Annotated in this window: 12 protein-coding genes; 8 read left to right on the top strand and 4 right to left on the bottom strand. The window is 68.8% G+C overall.

Translation table 11 applies throughout. The features are described from left to right. Nucleotides 1-186: 186 nt before the first annotated feature. Nucleotides 187-729, bottom strand: coding sequence for a hypothetical protein (locus FHT26_RS05175; RefSeq protein WP_168559085.1), 543 nt, complete (start codon nt 727-729; stop codon nt 187-189). A gap of 145 nt (nt 730-874) precedes the next feature. After that, complete coding sequence (locus FHT26_RS05170) at nt 875-2,377, bottom strand: DEAD/DEAH box helicase (RefSeq protein WP_168559084.1); 1,503 nt, start codon at nt 2,375-2,377, stop codon at nt 875-877. Nucleotides 2,378-2,689: 312 nt separating this feature from the next. Between FHT26_RS05170 and ettA the strand changes: the two genes are divergently transcribed. Then, a complete protein-coding gene (ettA, locus tag FHT26_RS05165; RefSeq protein WP_168559083.1) occupies nt 2,690-4,354 on the top strand; it encodes an energy-dependent translational throttle protein EttA in 1,665 nt (554 codons plus the stop codon). A gap of 148 nt (nt 4,355-4,502) precedes the next feature. Here ettA and FHT26_RS05160 read toward each other — a convergent pair whose 3' ends face one another. Continuing rightward, complete coding sequence (locus FHT26_RS05160; protein ID WP_168559082.1) at nt 4,503-4,925, bottom strand: hypothetical protein; 423 nt, start codon at nt 4,923-4,925, stop codon at nt 4,503-4,505. Nucleotides 4,926-5,010: 85 nt separating this feature from the next. Next, nucleotides 5,011-5,337 (bottom strand): flagellar hook-basal body complex protein FliE, encoded by a 327-nt coding sequence (gene fliE, locus FHT26_RS05155; RefSeq protein ID WP_168559081.1) that lies wholly within the window; start codon nt 5,335-5,337, stop codon nt 5,011-5,013. 146 nt (nt 5,338-5,483) lie between these two features. Between fliE and fliF the strand changes: the two genes are divergently transcribed. From fliF to FHT26_RS05120, 7 genes are all read left to right on the top strand, one after another. Continuing rightward, nucleotides 5,484-7,175: a flagellar basal-body MS-ring/collar protein FliF gene (gene fliF / locus FHT26_RS05150; RefSeq protein ID WP_168559080.1), complete on the top strand. Its 1,692-nt coding sequence runs from the start codon at nt 5,484-5,486 to the stop codon at nt 7,173-7,175. A 33-nt stretch (nt 7,176-7,208) separates the two neighbouring features. Continuing rightward, on the top strand, nt 7,209-8,204 hold the full coding sequence (fliG, locus tag FHT26_RS05145; protein WP_168559079.1) for a flagellar motor switch protein FliG: 996 nt from the start codon (nt 7,209-7,211) through the stop codon (nt 8,202-8,204). After that, nucleotides 8,188-8,967, top strand: a complete 780-nt coding sequence (locus FHT26_RS05140; protein ID WP_168559078.1) for a FliH/SctL family protein — start codon at nt 8,188-8,190, stop codon at nt 8,965-8,967. Before fliG ends, FHT26_RS05140 begins: the two co-directional genes overlap by 17 nt. Beyond that, nucleotides 8,964-10,403 (top strand): flagellar protein export ATPase FliI, encoded by a 1,440-nt coding sequence (fliI, locus tag FHT26_RS05135; protein WP_168559077.1) that lies wholly within the window; start codon nt 8,964-8,966, stop codon nt 10,401-10,403. Before FHT26_RS05140 ends, fliI begins: the two co-directional genes overlap by 4 nt. A 25-nt stretch (nt 10,404-10,428) precedes the next feature. Then, entirely contained in the window at nt 10,429-10,905 is a 477-nt protein-coding gene (gene fliJ / locus FHT26_RS05130) for a flagellar export protein FliJ (protein ID WP_168559076.1), read from the top strand. Nucleotides 10,906-10,967: 62 nt separating this feature from the next. Next, a complete protein-coding gene (locus FHT26_RS05125; RefSeq protein WP_168559075.1) occupies nt 10,968-12,203 on the top strand; it encodes a flagellar hook-length control protein FliK in 1,236 nt (411 codons plus the stop codon). 136 nt (nt 12,204-12,339) lie between these two features. After that, nucleotides 12,340-12,948 carry a flagellar basal body-associated FliL family protein gene (locus tag FHT26_RS05120; protein WP_168559074.1) on the top strand — a complete coding sequence of 203 codons (609 nt, stop codon included), beginning with the start codon at nt 12,340-12,342 and terminating at the stop codon, nt 12,946-12,948. Nucleotides 12,949-12,978: the final 30 nt, after the last annotated feature.

Raw genomic sequence — 12,978 nt, 5'->3', positions numbered from 1 at the left:
GCAGCTTTCAGGGCGTCAGCGCCCCAAGGCACAGGAAACCCGGCTCAGGCCGGGTTTTTTGTGGGCACTTGAACCCCTCGGCAAAGGGTACCTTGCCGATCCCCCGAGGGGATTGCGGGCCGGCTTGGGGCGGCCCGGCGCTCGGCCCGCTCGCGGCCTCGATCGTCGCGATCTCTTGCTTGACGATCAGGCGCGCAAGCGCGGCTTGGCGGCCTCCACCGCGGTGGCGAACGGCCGGCTCAGCGCGATCCGTTGCCATTTGCGCTCGTCCCAGGTCTGCGGACCGACCAGCGTCCAGCGGGCAATCGTGTCTTGCAGTTCCACGCGCGGCACCCTGCCGAAGATCGGCAGCGCGGGTTTCAGCAGGCGCAGCCCGCGGCGAAGGCGCCCGGGCAGCGGGGCATGGGACTCATGCGCCCAGAAAATGCACCGCTTCTCGGCCCAGAAGGCCAGCCGCTCGAAGTGCACGCGGCCGGCGAATCCGGTGTTGGCCGGCAGCAGCAGGAACTCGTCGGGCAGCTCCACCACCGAGTACGACAGGTCGCCAAGGTGCTCACCGCTGCCGTGCTGCACGAAGATCACGCGCTGTACGTCGGCGGCCTTGAAGCGGTCGACTTCGGCATCGTCGTGAAAAACGACGATGTCCGGCCCTTGCCAGGCCGTGTGCCAGGTGCTGTCCATGGGGTTGTCTCTCGAGTCGAATGGGCGGGCGTCGACGGTACGCCCCATGTCGGCTCGATATGTATCCAGACGCGTCAGGCAGCAAGCCCTGGCGTCGCGATCCCCGCGATAGCCGGAACAACTGGATACAAATCCGGCTGTCTGTGAGTGCCGACTCCCTCGGCAACTGTCAGACAGCCGTGATTCGGGGGGCTCAGCGCTTCGGCTGGGTCAGGCGCGGGGCCGGCTTGGCGCCATCGCGGCGCGGGCCGTTGCCGGGTTGCGACGGACGCGGACCGCTCGGCCGCGCCGCCGACGTTGCCGGCGCCTGCCCACCACCGGTGCGGGCGTGGCCGCCACCGCCACCACCACCGCCGCTGGAGCGCGCCGGGGCCGAACCGCCACCACCGCCACCACCGCGGCTGTCACGCCCGCGGCCACCACCGCCGTGTCCGCCACCGCCGCCAGCACCGCGGCCGCCACCGCCGCCGCCGGCATGCCGGTGACCGCCGCGGCCGGCGCCTTCGCCGATGACCATGCGCCCGAGCACGATCGGCTCGGGGCGCTCACCCGGGCTGGGCTCGAAGCCCGGCACGATCTCTTTCGGGATCTCGCGCTTGATCAGCTTCTCGATGTCGCGCAGGAAGCCGTTCTCGTCGACGCACACCAGCGAGACCGCCTCGCCCTGCGCGCCGGCGCGGCCGGTGCGGCCGATGCGGTGCACGTAGTCTTCCGGCACGTTCGGCAGCTCGAAGTTGACGACGTGCGGCAACTGGTCGATGTCGATGCCGCGCGCCGCGATGTCGGTGGCCACCAGCACCTGCAGGTCGCCGGTCTTGAAGTCGGCCAGCGCCTTGGTGCGCGCGCTCTGGCTCTTGTTGCCGTGGATCGCCATCGCGCTGATGTCCTGCTTCAGCAGATGCTCGACCAGCCGGTTCGCGCCGTGCTTCATGCGCGTGAAGACCAGCACCTGGTGCCAGTCGTTCGACTTGATCAGGTGCGTCAGAAGCTCCTTCTTCATCTCGCGGCCGACAGGATGGACCTTCTGCGCGATCGCGTCGTTGGTCTGGTTGCGGCGCGCCACTTCGATCAACGCCGGCTTGTTCAGCAGGCGGTCGGCCAGCGTCTTGATCTCGTCGCTGAAGGTGGCCGAGAACAGCAGGCTCTGCTTCTGCGCCGGCACGATCGCCAGCACCTTCTTGATGTCGTGGATGAAGCCCATGTCGAGCATGCGGTCGGCCTCGTCGAGCACGAAGATCTCGACGTGGCTCAGGTCGAGCGTGCGCTGCTGGTGATGGTCGAGCAGGCGGCCGGGCGTGGCCACCAGGATGTCGACGCCCTTGCGCAGACGGTCGATCTGCGGCTGCATGCCGACGCCGCCGAACATCACCATCGACGTCAGCGGCAGGTACTTGCCGTAGGTGCGCACGCTTTCTTCGACCTGCGCCGCGAGTTCGCGGGTGGGCGTGAGGATCAGCGCGCGGATCGGCAGCTTGCCGCGCGCATCGCGCACCGCCGGCTTGGTCGACAGGCGCTGCAGCATCGGCAGCGTGAAGCCGGCGGTCTTGCCGGTGCCGGTCTGGGCGCCGGCGAGCAGGTCGCCGCCGGACAACACGGCCGGGATGGCCTGTGCCTGGATGGGCGTGGGAACGGTATAGCCCTGTTCGTGAACGGCACGCAGCAGGGGCTCGGACAGGCCGAGGGTGTCAAAAGACATGGGGATCCATCAGGAGATCGGCCCGTCGCCGAGATCTTCGGCGCCAGTCGCAGGCAGACGGTGAGGCGAGCGCGAGGCTCAGGTCAGGGATGACGGCAGCGAAGTGACTGGTGTCTGCGCTGGTGGCGGCATTCTACCTGCTGAACGCGTTTTCATCGGTTGAACTGCGGGGTCGGCGCGGGCTTGATCCGCGCACCCGCGCAAGCCGGTCCGCGGAGCGGCGACAATACCGCCCTGGCGCCGCGTTCTGCGGCCGGCCATTCCAGCTCGCAGCTCCACCCCAGCTCTTCCCGCTCTCCAGGACCACACGCCATGGCTCAGTACGTATTCACGATGAACCGCGTGGGCAAGATCGTCCCGCCCAAGCGCCAGATCCTCAAGGACATCTCCCTCAGCTTCTTCCCCGGCGCCAAGATCGGCGTGCTCGGCCTGAACGGTTCCGGCAAGAGCACGCTGCTGAAGATCATGGCCGGCATCGACAAGGACATCGAAGGCGAGGCCACGCCGATGCCCAACCTGCGCATCGGCTACCTGCCGCAGGAACCGGTGATGGCGCCCGACCAGACGGTGCGCCAGGCGGTCGAAGAAGGCCTGGGCGGTTCGCTCGCCGCGAAGAAGCGCCTCGACGAGGTGTACGCCGAATACGCCGAGCCCGATGCCGATTTCGACGCACTGGCCGCCGAGCAGGCCGAGCTCGAAGCCATCATCGCCGCCGCCGGCAGCGAGAACACCGACCTGCAGCTCGAGATCGCGGCCGATGCGCTGCGCCTGCCGCCCTGGGAGGCGGTGGTCGGCAAGCTGTCGGGTGGCGAGAAGCGCCGCGTCGCGCTGTGCCGCCTGCTGCTGTCCAAGCCCGACATGCTGCTGCTCGACGAACCCACCAACCACCTGGACGCCGAATCGGTCGATTGGCTGGAGCAGTTCCTGAGCCGCTTCAGCGGCACCGTGGTGGCCATCACCCACGATCGCTACTTCCTCGACAACGCGGCCGAATGGATTCTGGAACTCGACCGCGGCCGCGGCATTCCGTACAAGGGCAACTACAGCACCTGGCTCGACCAGAAGGAACAGCGCCTCGAGCAGGAACAGAAGACCGAGGACGCGCGCACGAAGGCGATGAAGAAGGAACTGGAGTGGGTGCGCCAGAACCCGAAGGGCCGCCAGGCCAAGAGCAAGGCGCGCCTGGCCCGCTTCGAGGAACTGTCCGACGTCGACTACCAGAAGCGCAACGAGACCAACGAGATCTTCATTCCGGTGGCCGACCGCCTGGGCCACGAGGTGATCGAGTTCACCAACGTCAGCAAGAGCTTCGGCGACCGCGTGCTCATCGACGACCTGAGCTTCAAGGTGCCGGCCGGCGCGATCGTCGGCATCATCGGCCCGAACGGTGCCGGCAAGTCGACGCTGTTCCGCATGATCGCCGGCAAGGAACAGCCGGACTCGGGCAGCGTGAAGATCGGCCCGACCACGAAGATGGCCTTCGTCGACCAGAGCCGCGAATCGCTCGAAGCCGACAAGACGGTGTGGCAGGACGTGTCGGGCGGGCTCGACAACATCGTCGTCGGCAAGTTCGTGATGCCGTCGCGCGCCTACATCGGCCGCTTCAACTTCAAGGGCAACGACCAGCAGAAGCTGGTGGGCAGCCTGTCGGGCGGCGAGCGCGGGCGGCTGCACCTGGCGAAGACGCTGGCGCAGGGCGGCAACGTGCTGATGCTCGACGAACCGTCGAACGACCTCGATGTGGAAACGCTGCGCGCGCTCGAAGACGCGCTGCTCGAATTCGCCGGCAGCATCATGGTGATCAGCCACGACCGCTGGTTCCTGGACCGCATCGCGACGCACATCCTCGCCTGCGAAGGCGATTCGAAATGGGTGTTCTTCGACGGCAACTACCAGGAGTACGAGGCCGACAAGAAGCGCCGACTGGGCGAAGAAGGCGCCAAACCGAAGCGCTTGCGCTACAAAGCGTTGAAGTAGGCCGCGAGCGCGAAGCGCCTCGCGACTATCGAGCAACACCCGCGGAACCGGCTTTGCCGGGCCGCTGGGAGGCGCCCCTTGGGGGCCGAGCCCGGACATGAACAGTCCTGCGGCCTGCAAGGCAGGAGCGAGAGCGACTGGGGGCGCGTCAGAACGCTCGTTGACAGGTGGCCAGCTTGTCCTTCGCCGGCATCGACAGCATCCGGTTCACCTCGGAGTTGTAGGTGCTGCGGTAGCCGTCGCTCTTGCGCACCGACGACAGGTCCGACTTGGTCTTGGCCGCCAGCTGCACGAGCATGTCCTGCCCGGGCTTCATGCTCTTCGGGTCGACCGGCATGCAGACGAACAGCACGGCATCGATGCCGGCCACCATCTGCTCGACGGCATCGTCGGCATGGGCCGGCAGGCAGGTCACGAGGGCGGCAGCCAGCAGCCCCGGAATAACGAACGCGGATTTCAAACAGCAGCCCAACGGTGAGACGCCGCGCGGCAGCACCTTGTGGTGCGCGGCAGCGTCGGATATCAGGCCGCCATTGTCCCGAACTTCGGGCACTTGCGCCTTCGGGTACACGCGAATGGGGGGTCTTGCCGGGCTGTCGATTCCGTCACGACAAGCACGTCACGACAGAACACTACAGCGGCACGCTGACAACGCGTTACACCGACATGTTCATGATGTCGGAGTAAGCCTGCACCAGCCGGTTGCGCACCTGCAGCGTGGCCTGGAAGCCGATCTGCGATTTCTGCATCGAGACCATCGTCTCCTCCAGGCTCACCGTCGGGTTGCCCAGCGACACCTGGCGCTGCAACTCGTCCGATTTCAGCTGTGAATCGCTGACCCCGCGCAGCGCCTGCGCCAGCGCCTGCTGGAAGCCCGCGCCCTCGGTGGCCTTGCTGCCGTTGACCAGCGGCGTGCCGTTCGGGTTCAGCCCCGCACGGGCCGCAGCCTGGGCAAAGTTGAAGGGCTTGAGGGTGACGTCCATGGGATCGGACTGTAGACAAGACCCCGGAGTCGGATGGGGCGAACTGCAGGCCGTTTCCCCGGCTGTTCAACGCAATTGAAACCTCAAGTTTCCAAATAATCGCTTCCGTCAGCCGGCCTTTGCCGTCTCAGCACCAAGCGAACAACATGGACAACGCGGTCACCCTTGCCAACCCCAGCCAGCTCCCGGCGCCGGCGGGTTTCGGCGCGCGCCTCGCCGCGCTGCCGGCGAAGAGCAAGGCCAGCCTGGGCCTCGGCATCGCCGCACTGGTGGCGGTGCTCGCCGCGATCACGCTGTGGAGCAGCCAGGGCGACTACAAGGTGCTGTACGCCAACCTGTCCGAGAAGGACGGCGGCGCGATCATCGCCCAGCTGTCGCAGATGAACGTGCCGTACCGCTATTCGGACGGCGGCGGCGCGATCCTGGTGCCATCGGCCCAGGTCCACGACCTGCGCCTGAAGCTGGCGTCGGCCGGCCTGCCGAAGGGCTCGATCGTCGGCTTCGAGCTGATGGACGGCGCCAAGTTCGGCCAGACCCAGTTCCAGGAACGCCTGACCTTCCAGCGCGGCCTCGAAGGCGAGCTGACCCGCTCGATCACCGCGATGTCGGCGGTGCAGAACGCCCGCGTGCACCTGGCGCTGCCGAACCAGAACGGCTTCTTCCGCGAACAGCAGAAGCCGAGCGCGTCGGTGATGCTGACGCTGCACCCCGGCCGCACGCTCGACCGCTCGCAGATCGCCGGCATCGTGCACCTGGTGTCGTCCAGCGTGCCCGAGATGAACCCGAAAGCCGTCAGCGTGCTCGACCAGACCGGCACGCTGCTGTCGGCCGCCAACGACGCGACCAACGGCGCCGGCCTCGACGCGCAGCAACTGCAGTACGTGAACCAGATCGAGGCCAGCTACAACAAGCGCATCCTCGACATCCTCGAGCCGGTGATCGGCCGCGACAACCTGCGCGCGCAGGTCACCGCCGACATCGACTTCTCGCAGGTCGAATCCACCGCCGAGGAGTTCAAGCCGAACCAGGGCGAGAACGCCCAGGCCAGCGTGCGCAGCCAGCAGAGCAGCGAGCAGATGGGCCAGAGCGGCGCGGGCGCCACCGGCATCCCCGGCGCCGCGTCGAACCAGCCGCCGGTGCCGGCGACCGCCCCGGTGACGGGCGCCGCCCAGCCGCTGCAGACCGCGCAGAACGGCGCCGCGAGCAACACCAACAGCCGCAAGGAAGCCGTCACCAACTACGAGGTCGACAAGACCGTGCGGGTGACGCGCAACGCGACCGGCACCGTCAAGCGCCTGAACGCCGCCGTGGTCGTCAACCACCGCAGCGTGACCGACGCCAAGGGCAAGACCACCACCGTGCCGCTGACGCCCGACGAGATCGAGAAGCTGAACGTGCTGGTGCGCGAGAGCATCGGCTTCAAGCAGGAGCGCGGCGATTCGGTGAAGGTGATCAACGCGCCGTTCCGCATCGAGAAGATCGAGCCCGACACCACGCCGATCTGGAAGCAGCCGCAGACGCTGGACATGCTGCGCGCCGCCGCGGTGCCGGCCTCGCTGGCCCTGGTCGCGATGGTGATCGTGTTCGGCCTGATCCGCCCGGCGCTGAAGGCCGCGCTGCCGCAGCCGGTGCCGCCGGCCGATGCGCGCGGCACCACGCTGGATGCGGTGGTCGACGACGCCGAATCGCTGCCGAAGCTCGGCAAAGAAAGCCAGGTGCCGATGCTCGAGTCGCCGCGCATCAGCCCGACGCTGATCGCCGCCCGCGCCTATGCCAAGGACAACCCCGCTGCCGTGGCCAGCATCGTGCGCGACTGGGTCAGCGGCGAAGCCGCCTGACCGTCGCCGACCACAAGAACCACGGAACAGACGATGGACACCAAGGGACTGGAAGACGCGGCAATCTTGATGATGTCGCTCGGCGAGGAGGAAGCCTCCGAGGTGTTCAAGCACCTGACGCCGAAAGAGGTGCAAGGCCTCGGCGAGACGATCGCGAAGATGAAGACCATTCCGCGCGACCGCGTGGAGATGGTGCTGGAGCGCTTCGCCAACCAGGCCCAGGAGCAGAGCCTGCTGGTCACCGACACCGACGAGTACGTGAAGAGCGTGCTGCGCAAGGCGCTCGGCGACGACAAGGCCAACCTGCTGATCGACCGCATCCTGCAGGGCGGCGACACCAGCGGCATCGAGAGCCTGAAGTGGATGGACGCCAGCTCGGTGGCCGAGCTGCTGCGCAACGAGCACCCGCAGATCGTCGCGGCGATCCTGGTGCACCTGGATTTCGACCAGGCCTCGTCGGTGCTGAAGTGCTTCACCGAGCGCCAGCGCAACGAGGTGGTGGTGCGCATCGCGACGCTCGACGGCATCCAGCCGTCGGCGCTGAAGGACCTGAACGACGTGATGAGCAAGGTGCTGGCCGGCGGCGACAAACTGCGCAAGGCCTCGCTCGGCGGCGTGAAGACCGCGGCCGAGATGATCAACCTGCTGGGCGGCAGCATCGAGACCGCGGTGCTCGACTACGTGCGCGAGGCCGACAACGAGCTGGCCCAGAAGATCATGGACAACATGTTCACGTTCGACGACCTGGAGAAGGTCGACGACAAGGGCATCCAGATGGTGCTGAAGGAAGTGCAGTCCGAATCGCTGGTGATCGCGCTGAAGGGCGCGACGCCGGAGATGCGCGAGAAGGTGTTCCGCAACATGTCGACCCGCGCCGCCGAGACGCTGCGCGAAGACCTGGAATCGCGCGGCCCGGTGCGCGTCAGCGAGGTCGAGGCCGAGCAGAAGGAAATGCTGAAGATCGTGCGTCGCCTGAGCGATGAAGGCCAGATCGTGCTCGGAGGCGGCGGCGATGACCAGTTCCTCTAAGCCGACCGGCCCGCGGCAGGTGCCGCCGCCGGCAGGCTCGAAGCCGGCCAACAGCTACAGCCGCTTCATCCCGCGCGAGGAACTGAACTCGTTCGCTGCCTGGACGCCTGGCTCGCTGTCCGGCGGCAACGAGGCGCCGAACCCCGGCGTGCACCGGCCCGAGCCGCCGGCCCCGCCGGCGCCGAACCCGGTCGACGAACTGATGGCGCAGCTCAAGCAGGTGCGCCAGACCGGCTACCAGGACGGCTACCGCGACGGCCTGGTCGCGCTCGACGGCTTCAAGCAGAGCTACGCGGCGCAGGTCACCGCGCAGGTCGGCGCGCTCGTGCAGGGTTTCGGCCAGCAGCTCGACGACCTGCAGCAGGACATGGCCCGCGCGCTGGCCGTCACCGCGACGCAACTCGCCAAGCAGATGGTGCGCAGCGAGCTGAGCGTGCGGCCCGAGCTGGTGGCAGTGGTCGCGACCGAGGCGATCGACACGCTGCTGCTGAGTGCCCGCCACATCACCGTGCGCGTGCACCCGGACGACCATGCGCTGGTCGCGCAGGGCGCGGCCGACGTGCTGGCCGCGCGCGGCGCACGGCTGCTGTCCGATGCCGAGGTGCTGCGCGGCGGCTGCCTGGTCGAGTCCGACATCGGCGTGATCGACGCGACGCTCGAGGCGCGCTGGCGCCGGGTCGCCGCGTCGCTCGGCTGCGAACAGGAATGGGAAGGCGACGAAGCACCGTTGCCCGAGATCGACGAGAACGGTGAGCCCGCATGATCACGTCGAAACAGGAATCCAGCGCGGTCGCCACCGCCGACAGATCCGCGAACGAGAAGTGGCAGCGCTACCTCGGCGACCTGAAGAGCTTCTCGGCCGATGCGATGCCGCTGGAGACCCAGGGCACGCTGGTGCGCGTGGCCGGGCTCGTGCTCGAGGCCGCCGGCCTGCGCGTGCCGGTCGGCTCGGTCTGCGAGGTGCGCATGGACGGCCAGCCGCCGGTGCTGGCCGAGGTGGTCGGCTTCTCGGGCGACCGTGCCTACCTGATGCCCACCGGCGAGATCCACGGGCTGGCAAGCGGCGCGCGCGTCGTGCCGCGGCCGTCGCCGATCGTGCCGCTGCTGCTCGGTGCGGTCCAGCACCAATGGCGGCGCAGCGAAGACCGCACGCTGCACCTGCCGATGGGCGACGGGCTGCTCGGCCGCGTCGTCGATTCGCAGGGCATGCCGATGGACCGCAAGGGGCCGCTCGGCAGCGTGCACAACGAGCCGCTGGTGCGCCGCCCGATCAACGCGATGGACCGCGACCCGATCCGCCAGCCGTTGGACACCGGGGTGCGCGCGATCAACGCGATGCTGACCGTCGGCCGCGGCCAGCGCATCGGGCTGTTCGCCGGCACCGGCGTCGGCAAGTCGGTGCTGCTCGGCATGATGGCGCGCTACACCGCGGCCGACGTGATCGTGGTCGGCCTGATCGGCGAACGCGGCCGTGAAGTGAAGGAATTCATCGAGGACATCCTCGGCGAGGAAGGCCTGCGTCGCTCGGTGGTGGTGGCCGCGCCGGCCGATGCGCCGCCGCTCACACGGCTGCAGGGCGCGAGCTACGCGACCGCGATCGCCGAGCACTTCCGCGACCGCGGCCAGCACGTGCTGCTGCTGATGGATTCGCTGACCCGCTTCGCGATGGCGCAGCGCGAGATCGCGCTGGCGATCGGCGAGCCGCCGGCCACCAAGGGCTACCCGCCGAGCTGCTTCGCGAAGCTGCCTCAGCTGGTGGAGCGCAGCGGCAACGGCATCCACGGCGTCGGCTCGATCACCGCGTTCTACACCGTGCTGAGCGAAGGCGACGACCAGCAGGATCCGATCGCCGATGCGGCGCGCGGCATCCTCGACGGCCACATCGTGCTGTCGCGCGAGCTGGCCGAGGCCGGGCACTACCCGGCGATCGACATCGAGCGCTCGATCTCGCGGGTGATGAACAACGTCAGCCCGCAGGAGCACATCGACGCGGCGCGGCGCTTCCGCCAGCTGAGCGCGAAGTACACGAAGGCGCGCGACCTGATCCAGCTGGGCGCGTATTCGCCCGGCCACGACGGCGAGCTCGATGCCGCCGTCAAGCTGCACGGCCCGATGGTCGAGCTGCTGCAGCAGGGCATGAACAAACCGGCCAGCTTGAACAACAGCGTGCGCGACCTGCGCAAGTTGTTCGGCACCTGATCACGGCGATTGAAGGAGTATCCCGATGAACAATGATCGTTCGATTGAACCGTTGATGGCGCTGCTGGGTCAGGCCGAGCGCGAGCGCGATGCGGCGATGGCCGAATCGCGCCGCGCGACCGATGCGCAGGCCGCGGCCTCGGCCCAGGCCGAGCAGCTGGTGACTTATCGCGGCGAGTACGAAGCGCGTTTTCGCGAGCAGTTCAGCCGCAGCAGTTCGATGGACCTGATGCAGTGCTACCAGGGCTTCATGCAGCGGCTGACCTTGGCGATCGACCAGCAGCAGCGCGTGGTGATCCATGCGCAGGGAAGGGTCGAACGCATGCTGCAGCTGCTGCACGAGCAGGAGATGCGCGTCGCGTCGGTGCGCAAGCTGCTGGAGCGCCGGCTGCAGGAGATGCGCCTGCTGGCCGACCGCCGCGAGCAGAAGCAGACCGACGAGTTCGCTGCGCGGGCCGCCTGGAACCGGCTGAGCCAGGCCGGCGCGTCGCCCGTGGTCTGAGCGCCGCTGCGCCGATCCGCTTCTTTCCGATCCACCGCTGAATCCACCGCCCAGGCACTTTCATGTCCGCTGCCGTGTCGTCGTCCCTGCCGATCTTTTCCGCGAACAACCCGCTGGCGGTCGCGCCGGCCCCTGCGCCGTCGCCCGAAGCGCCGCATGCCAACGCGTTCTCGCAGATGCTGAAGCAGCGCCAGCAGGCGCAGGCGACGCCGGCCGCTGCCGCGCCGGCACCCGCCGCGCCGCGCGTGCCGACGACGAAGCCCGGCACGTCGCCGGCGCCTGCCGCACCGAAGGCTGCTCAAGCGCCCGCCACTGCCGCGGCGGAGCGCGCGCAGCGCGGGCAGAAGACCGACGCCCCGGCCGACGCCGAGGCCACGACCGAGGCCGACACCGCGCCGGAAGCCGATACGACCGAGGCCGCGTCGTCCGACAGCGCTGCGTCGCCGGCCGGGCTCGACCCGTCTCTCGGCAGCTGGCTGGCCGGGCTGAACCTGCCGGCCGCGAGCACGCAGGCCGGCGGCAAGCTGGGCCGCGGCCAGGCGGAGGCTGGCGAGGCGGAATCCGGCGACGCGCCGGGCGGCAAGCCCGGCGGTGAAGGCGGCGCCCGTGGCGCGCGCCGGCTCGGTGGCGATGCTCCCGGCGCACGCGCCGATCGCGCGGCGCCACTGCAGGGCGCCGACGCACCGGCGGCCAAGCTGCTTGCCGAGGCGGCCGACAAGAGCGCGTCGTTCCGCGAGGTGGCGGCCCAGGTGCACGGCGCTGCCGACAGCGCGCGCACCGATGCCGCACCGGCCAGTGGCGCGCTGCTGGCCGCCGGGCTGGCCGCGACCGCGCCGAGCGCGCCGGCCGAGGCGCCGACCGTCGTCGCGCTGCCGACGCCGGTGGATGCGCCGGATTTCACGCAAGCGCTGGGCGTGCAGGTCAGCCTGCTGGCCGCCGACGGCGTGCAGCAGGCCGAACTGCACCTGAACCCGGCCGAGATGGGGCCGATCTCGGTGCAGATCGCGATCGACGGCAGCCAGGCGCAGGTCGATTTCGGTGCCGACATGGCGAGCACCCGCCAGCTGATCGAGAGTGGGCTGCCCGAATTGGCGTCCGCGCTGCGCGATGCCGGCTTCACGCTGACCGGTGGCGGTGTGTCGCAACAGGCGCGCCAGGGCGCGTCGGATGGCCGTGGCGATTCGGGCGAGCGCGGCGGTTCGCGTTCGCGTGCGACCGGCGGCGCCGAGGCGGCCGAGGCAGCGCCCCGGCGCATCACGACCCGCGTGTCGGCCGGTGGCGTCGACCTCTACGCCTGAGTTGCCGAACGGCGCGGTTTTCCCCCGCTTTTCGCGCTTTAGGAATTTCCCCGGCTTTCCATAATTTCCCCATTGCAACCCGCGAGTGCGGCGCCGTCGTGGCGCTGTCGAACGGGAGGCCATCGAGGGAAATTCCATGTCCACTGCCGTCGCCGACGCCCCCGCCGGTGCAGCCCCGAAGGGCAAGAAGAAGCTGATCATCATCGTGGCCGCCGTGCTCGCGCTGGTGGTCGGCGGTGGCGGCGCCGTCGTGGTCATGAAGAAGAAGGCCGCCGCGGCCGCCGCCGCGGCCGAGGAGGAAGACGGCGAGGACGCTGCCGCCGCCACGCCCGAGAAGCATGCCAAGGACGAGCACAAGGGCGTCCCCACCTTCGTGCCGCTGGATGTGTTCGTCGTCAACCTGGCCGACAAGGACGCCGAGCGCTTCGCGCAGATCGGCGTCACGCTGGAAGTCGACGACCCGAAATTCGCCGAGCAGCTGAAGGTGTACATGCCGGCGATCCGCAGCGGCATCCTGATGGTGATGTCGCACAAGACCTCGCAGCAGCTGCTCGACGGCGACGGCAAGATCCAGCTCGCGAAGGAAGTGATGCGCGAAGCCGTGCTGCCGCTGGGCATCGAAGTCGATGCCGATGACGCCGACGGCGACGACGCCCCGAAGTCGAAGAAGGGCAAGAAGAAGCGCAAGGCCGCGGTGCACAACCCGGTCACGCACGTGCACTACTCCACCTTCATCATCCAGTGATGCAGGCCACTGTCGTCACGACCGGGCCCA

The organism is Rhizobacter sp. SG703, from assembly GCF_012275445.1.
Lineage (GTDB): Bacteria > Pseudomonadota > Gammaproteobacteria > Burkholderiales > Burkholderiaceae_C > Rhizobacter.
Note: the sequence above shows the minus strand (reverse complement) of the source record. Positions and strands in the feature narration are given on the sequence as shown.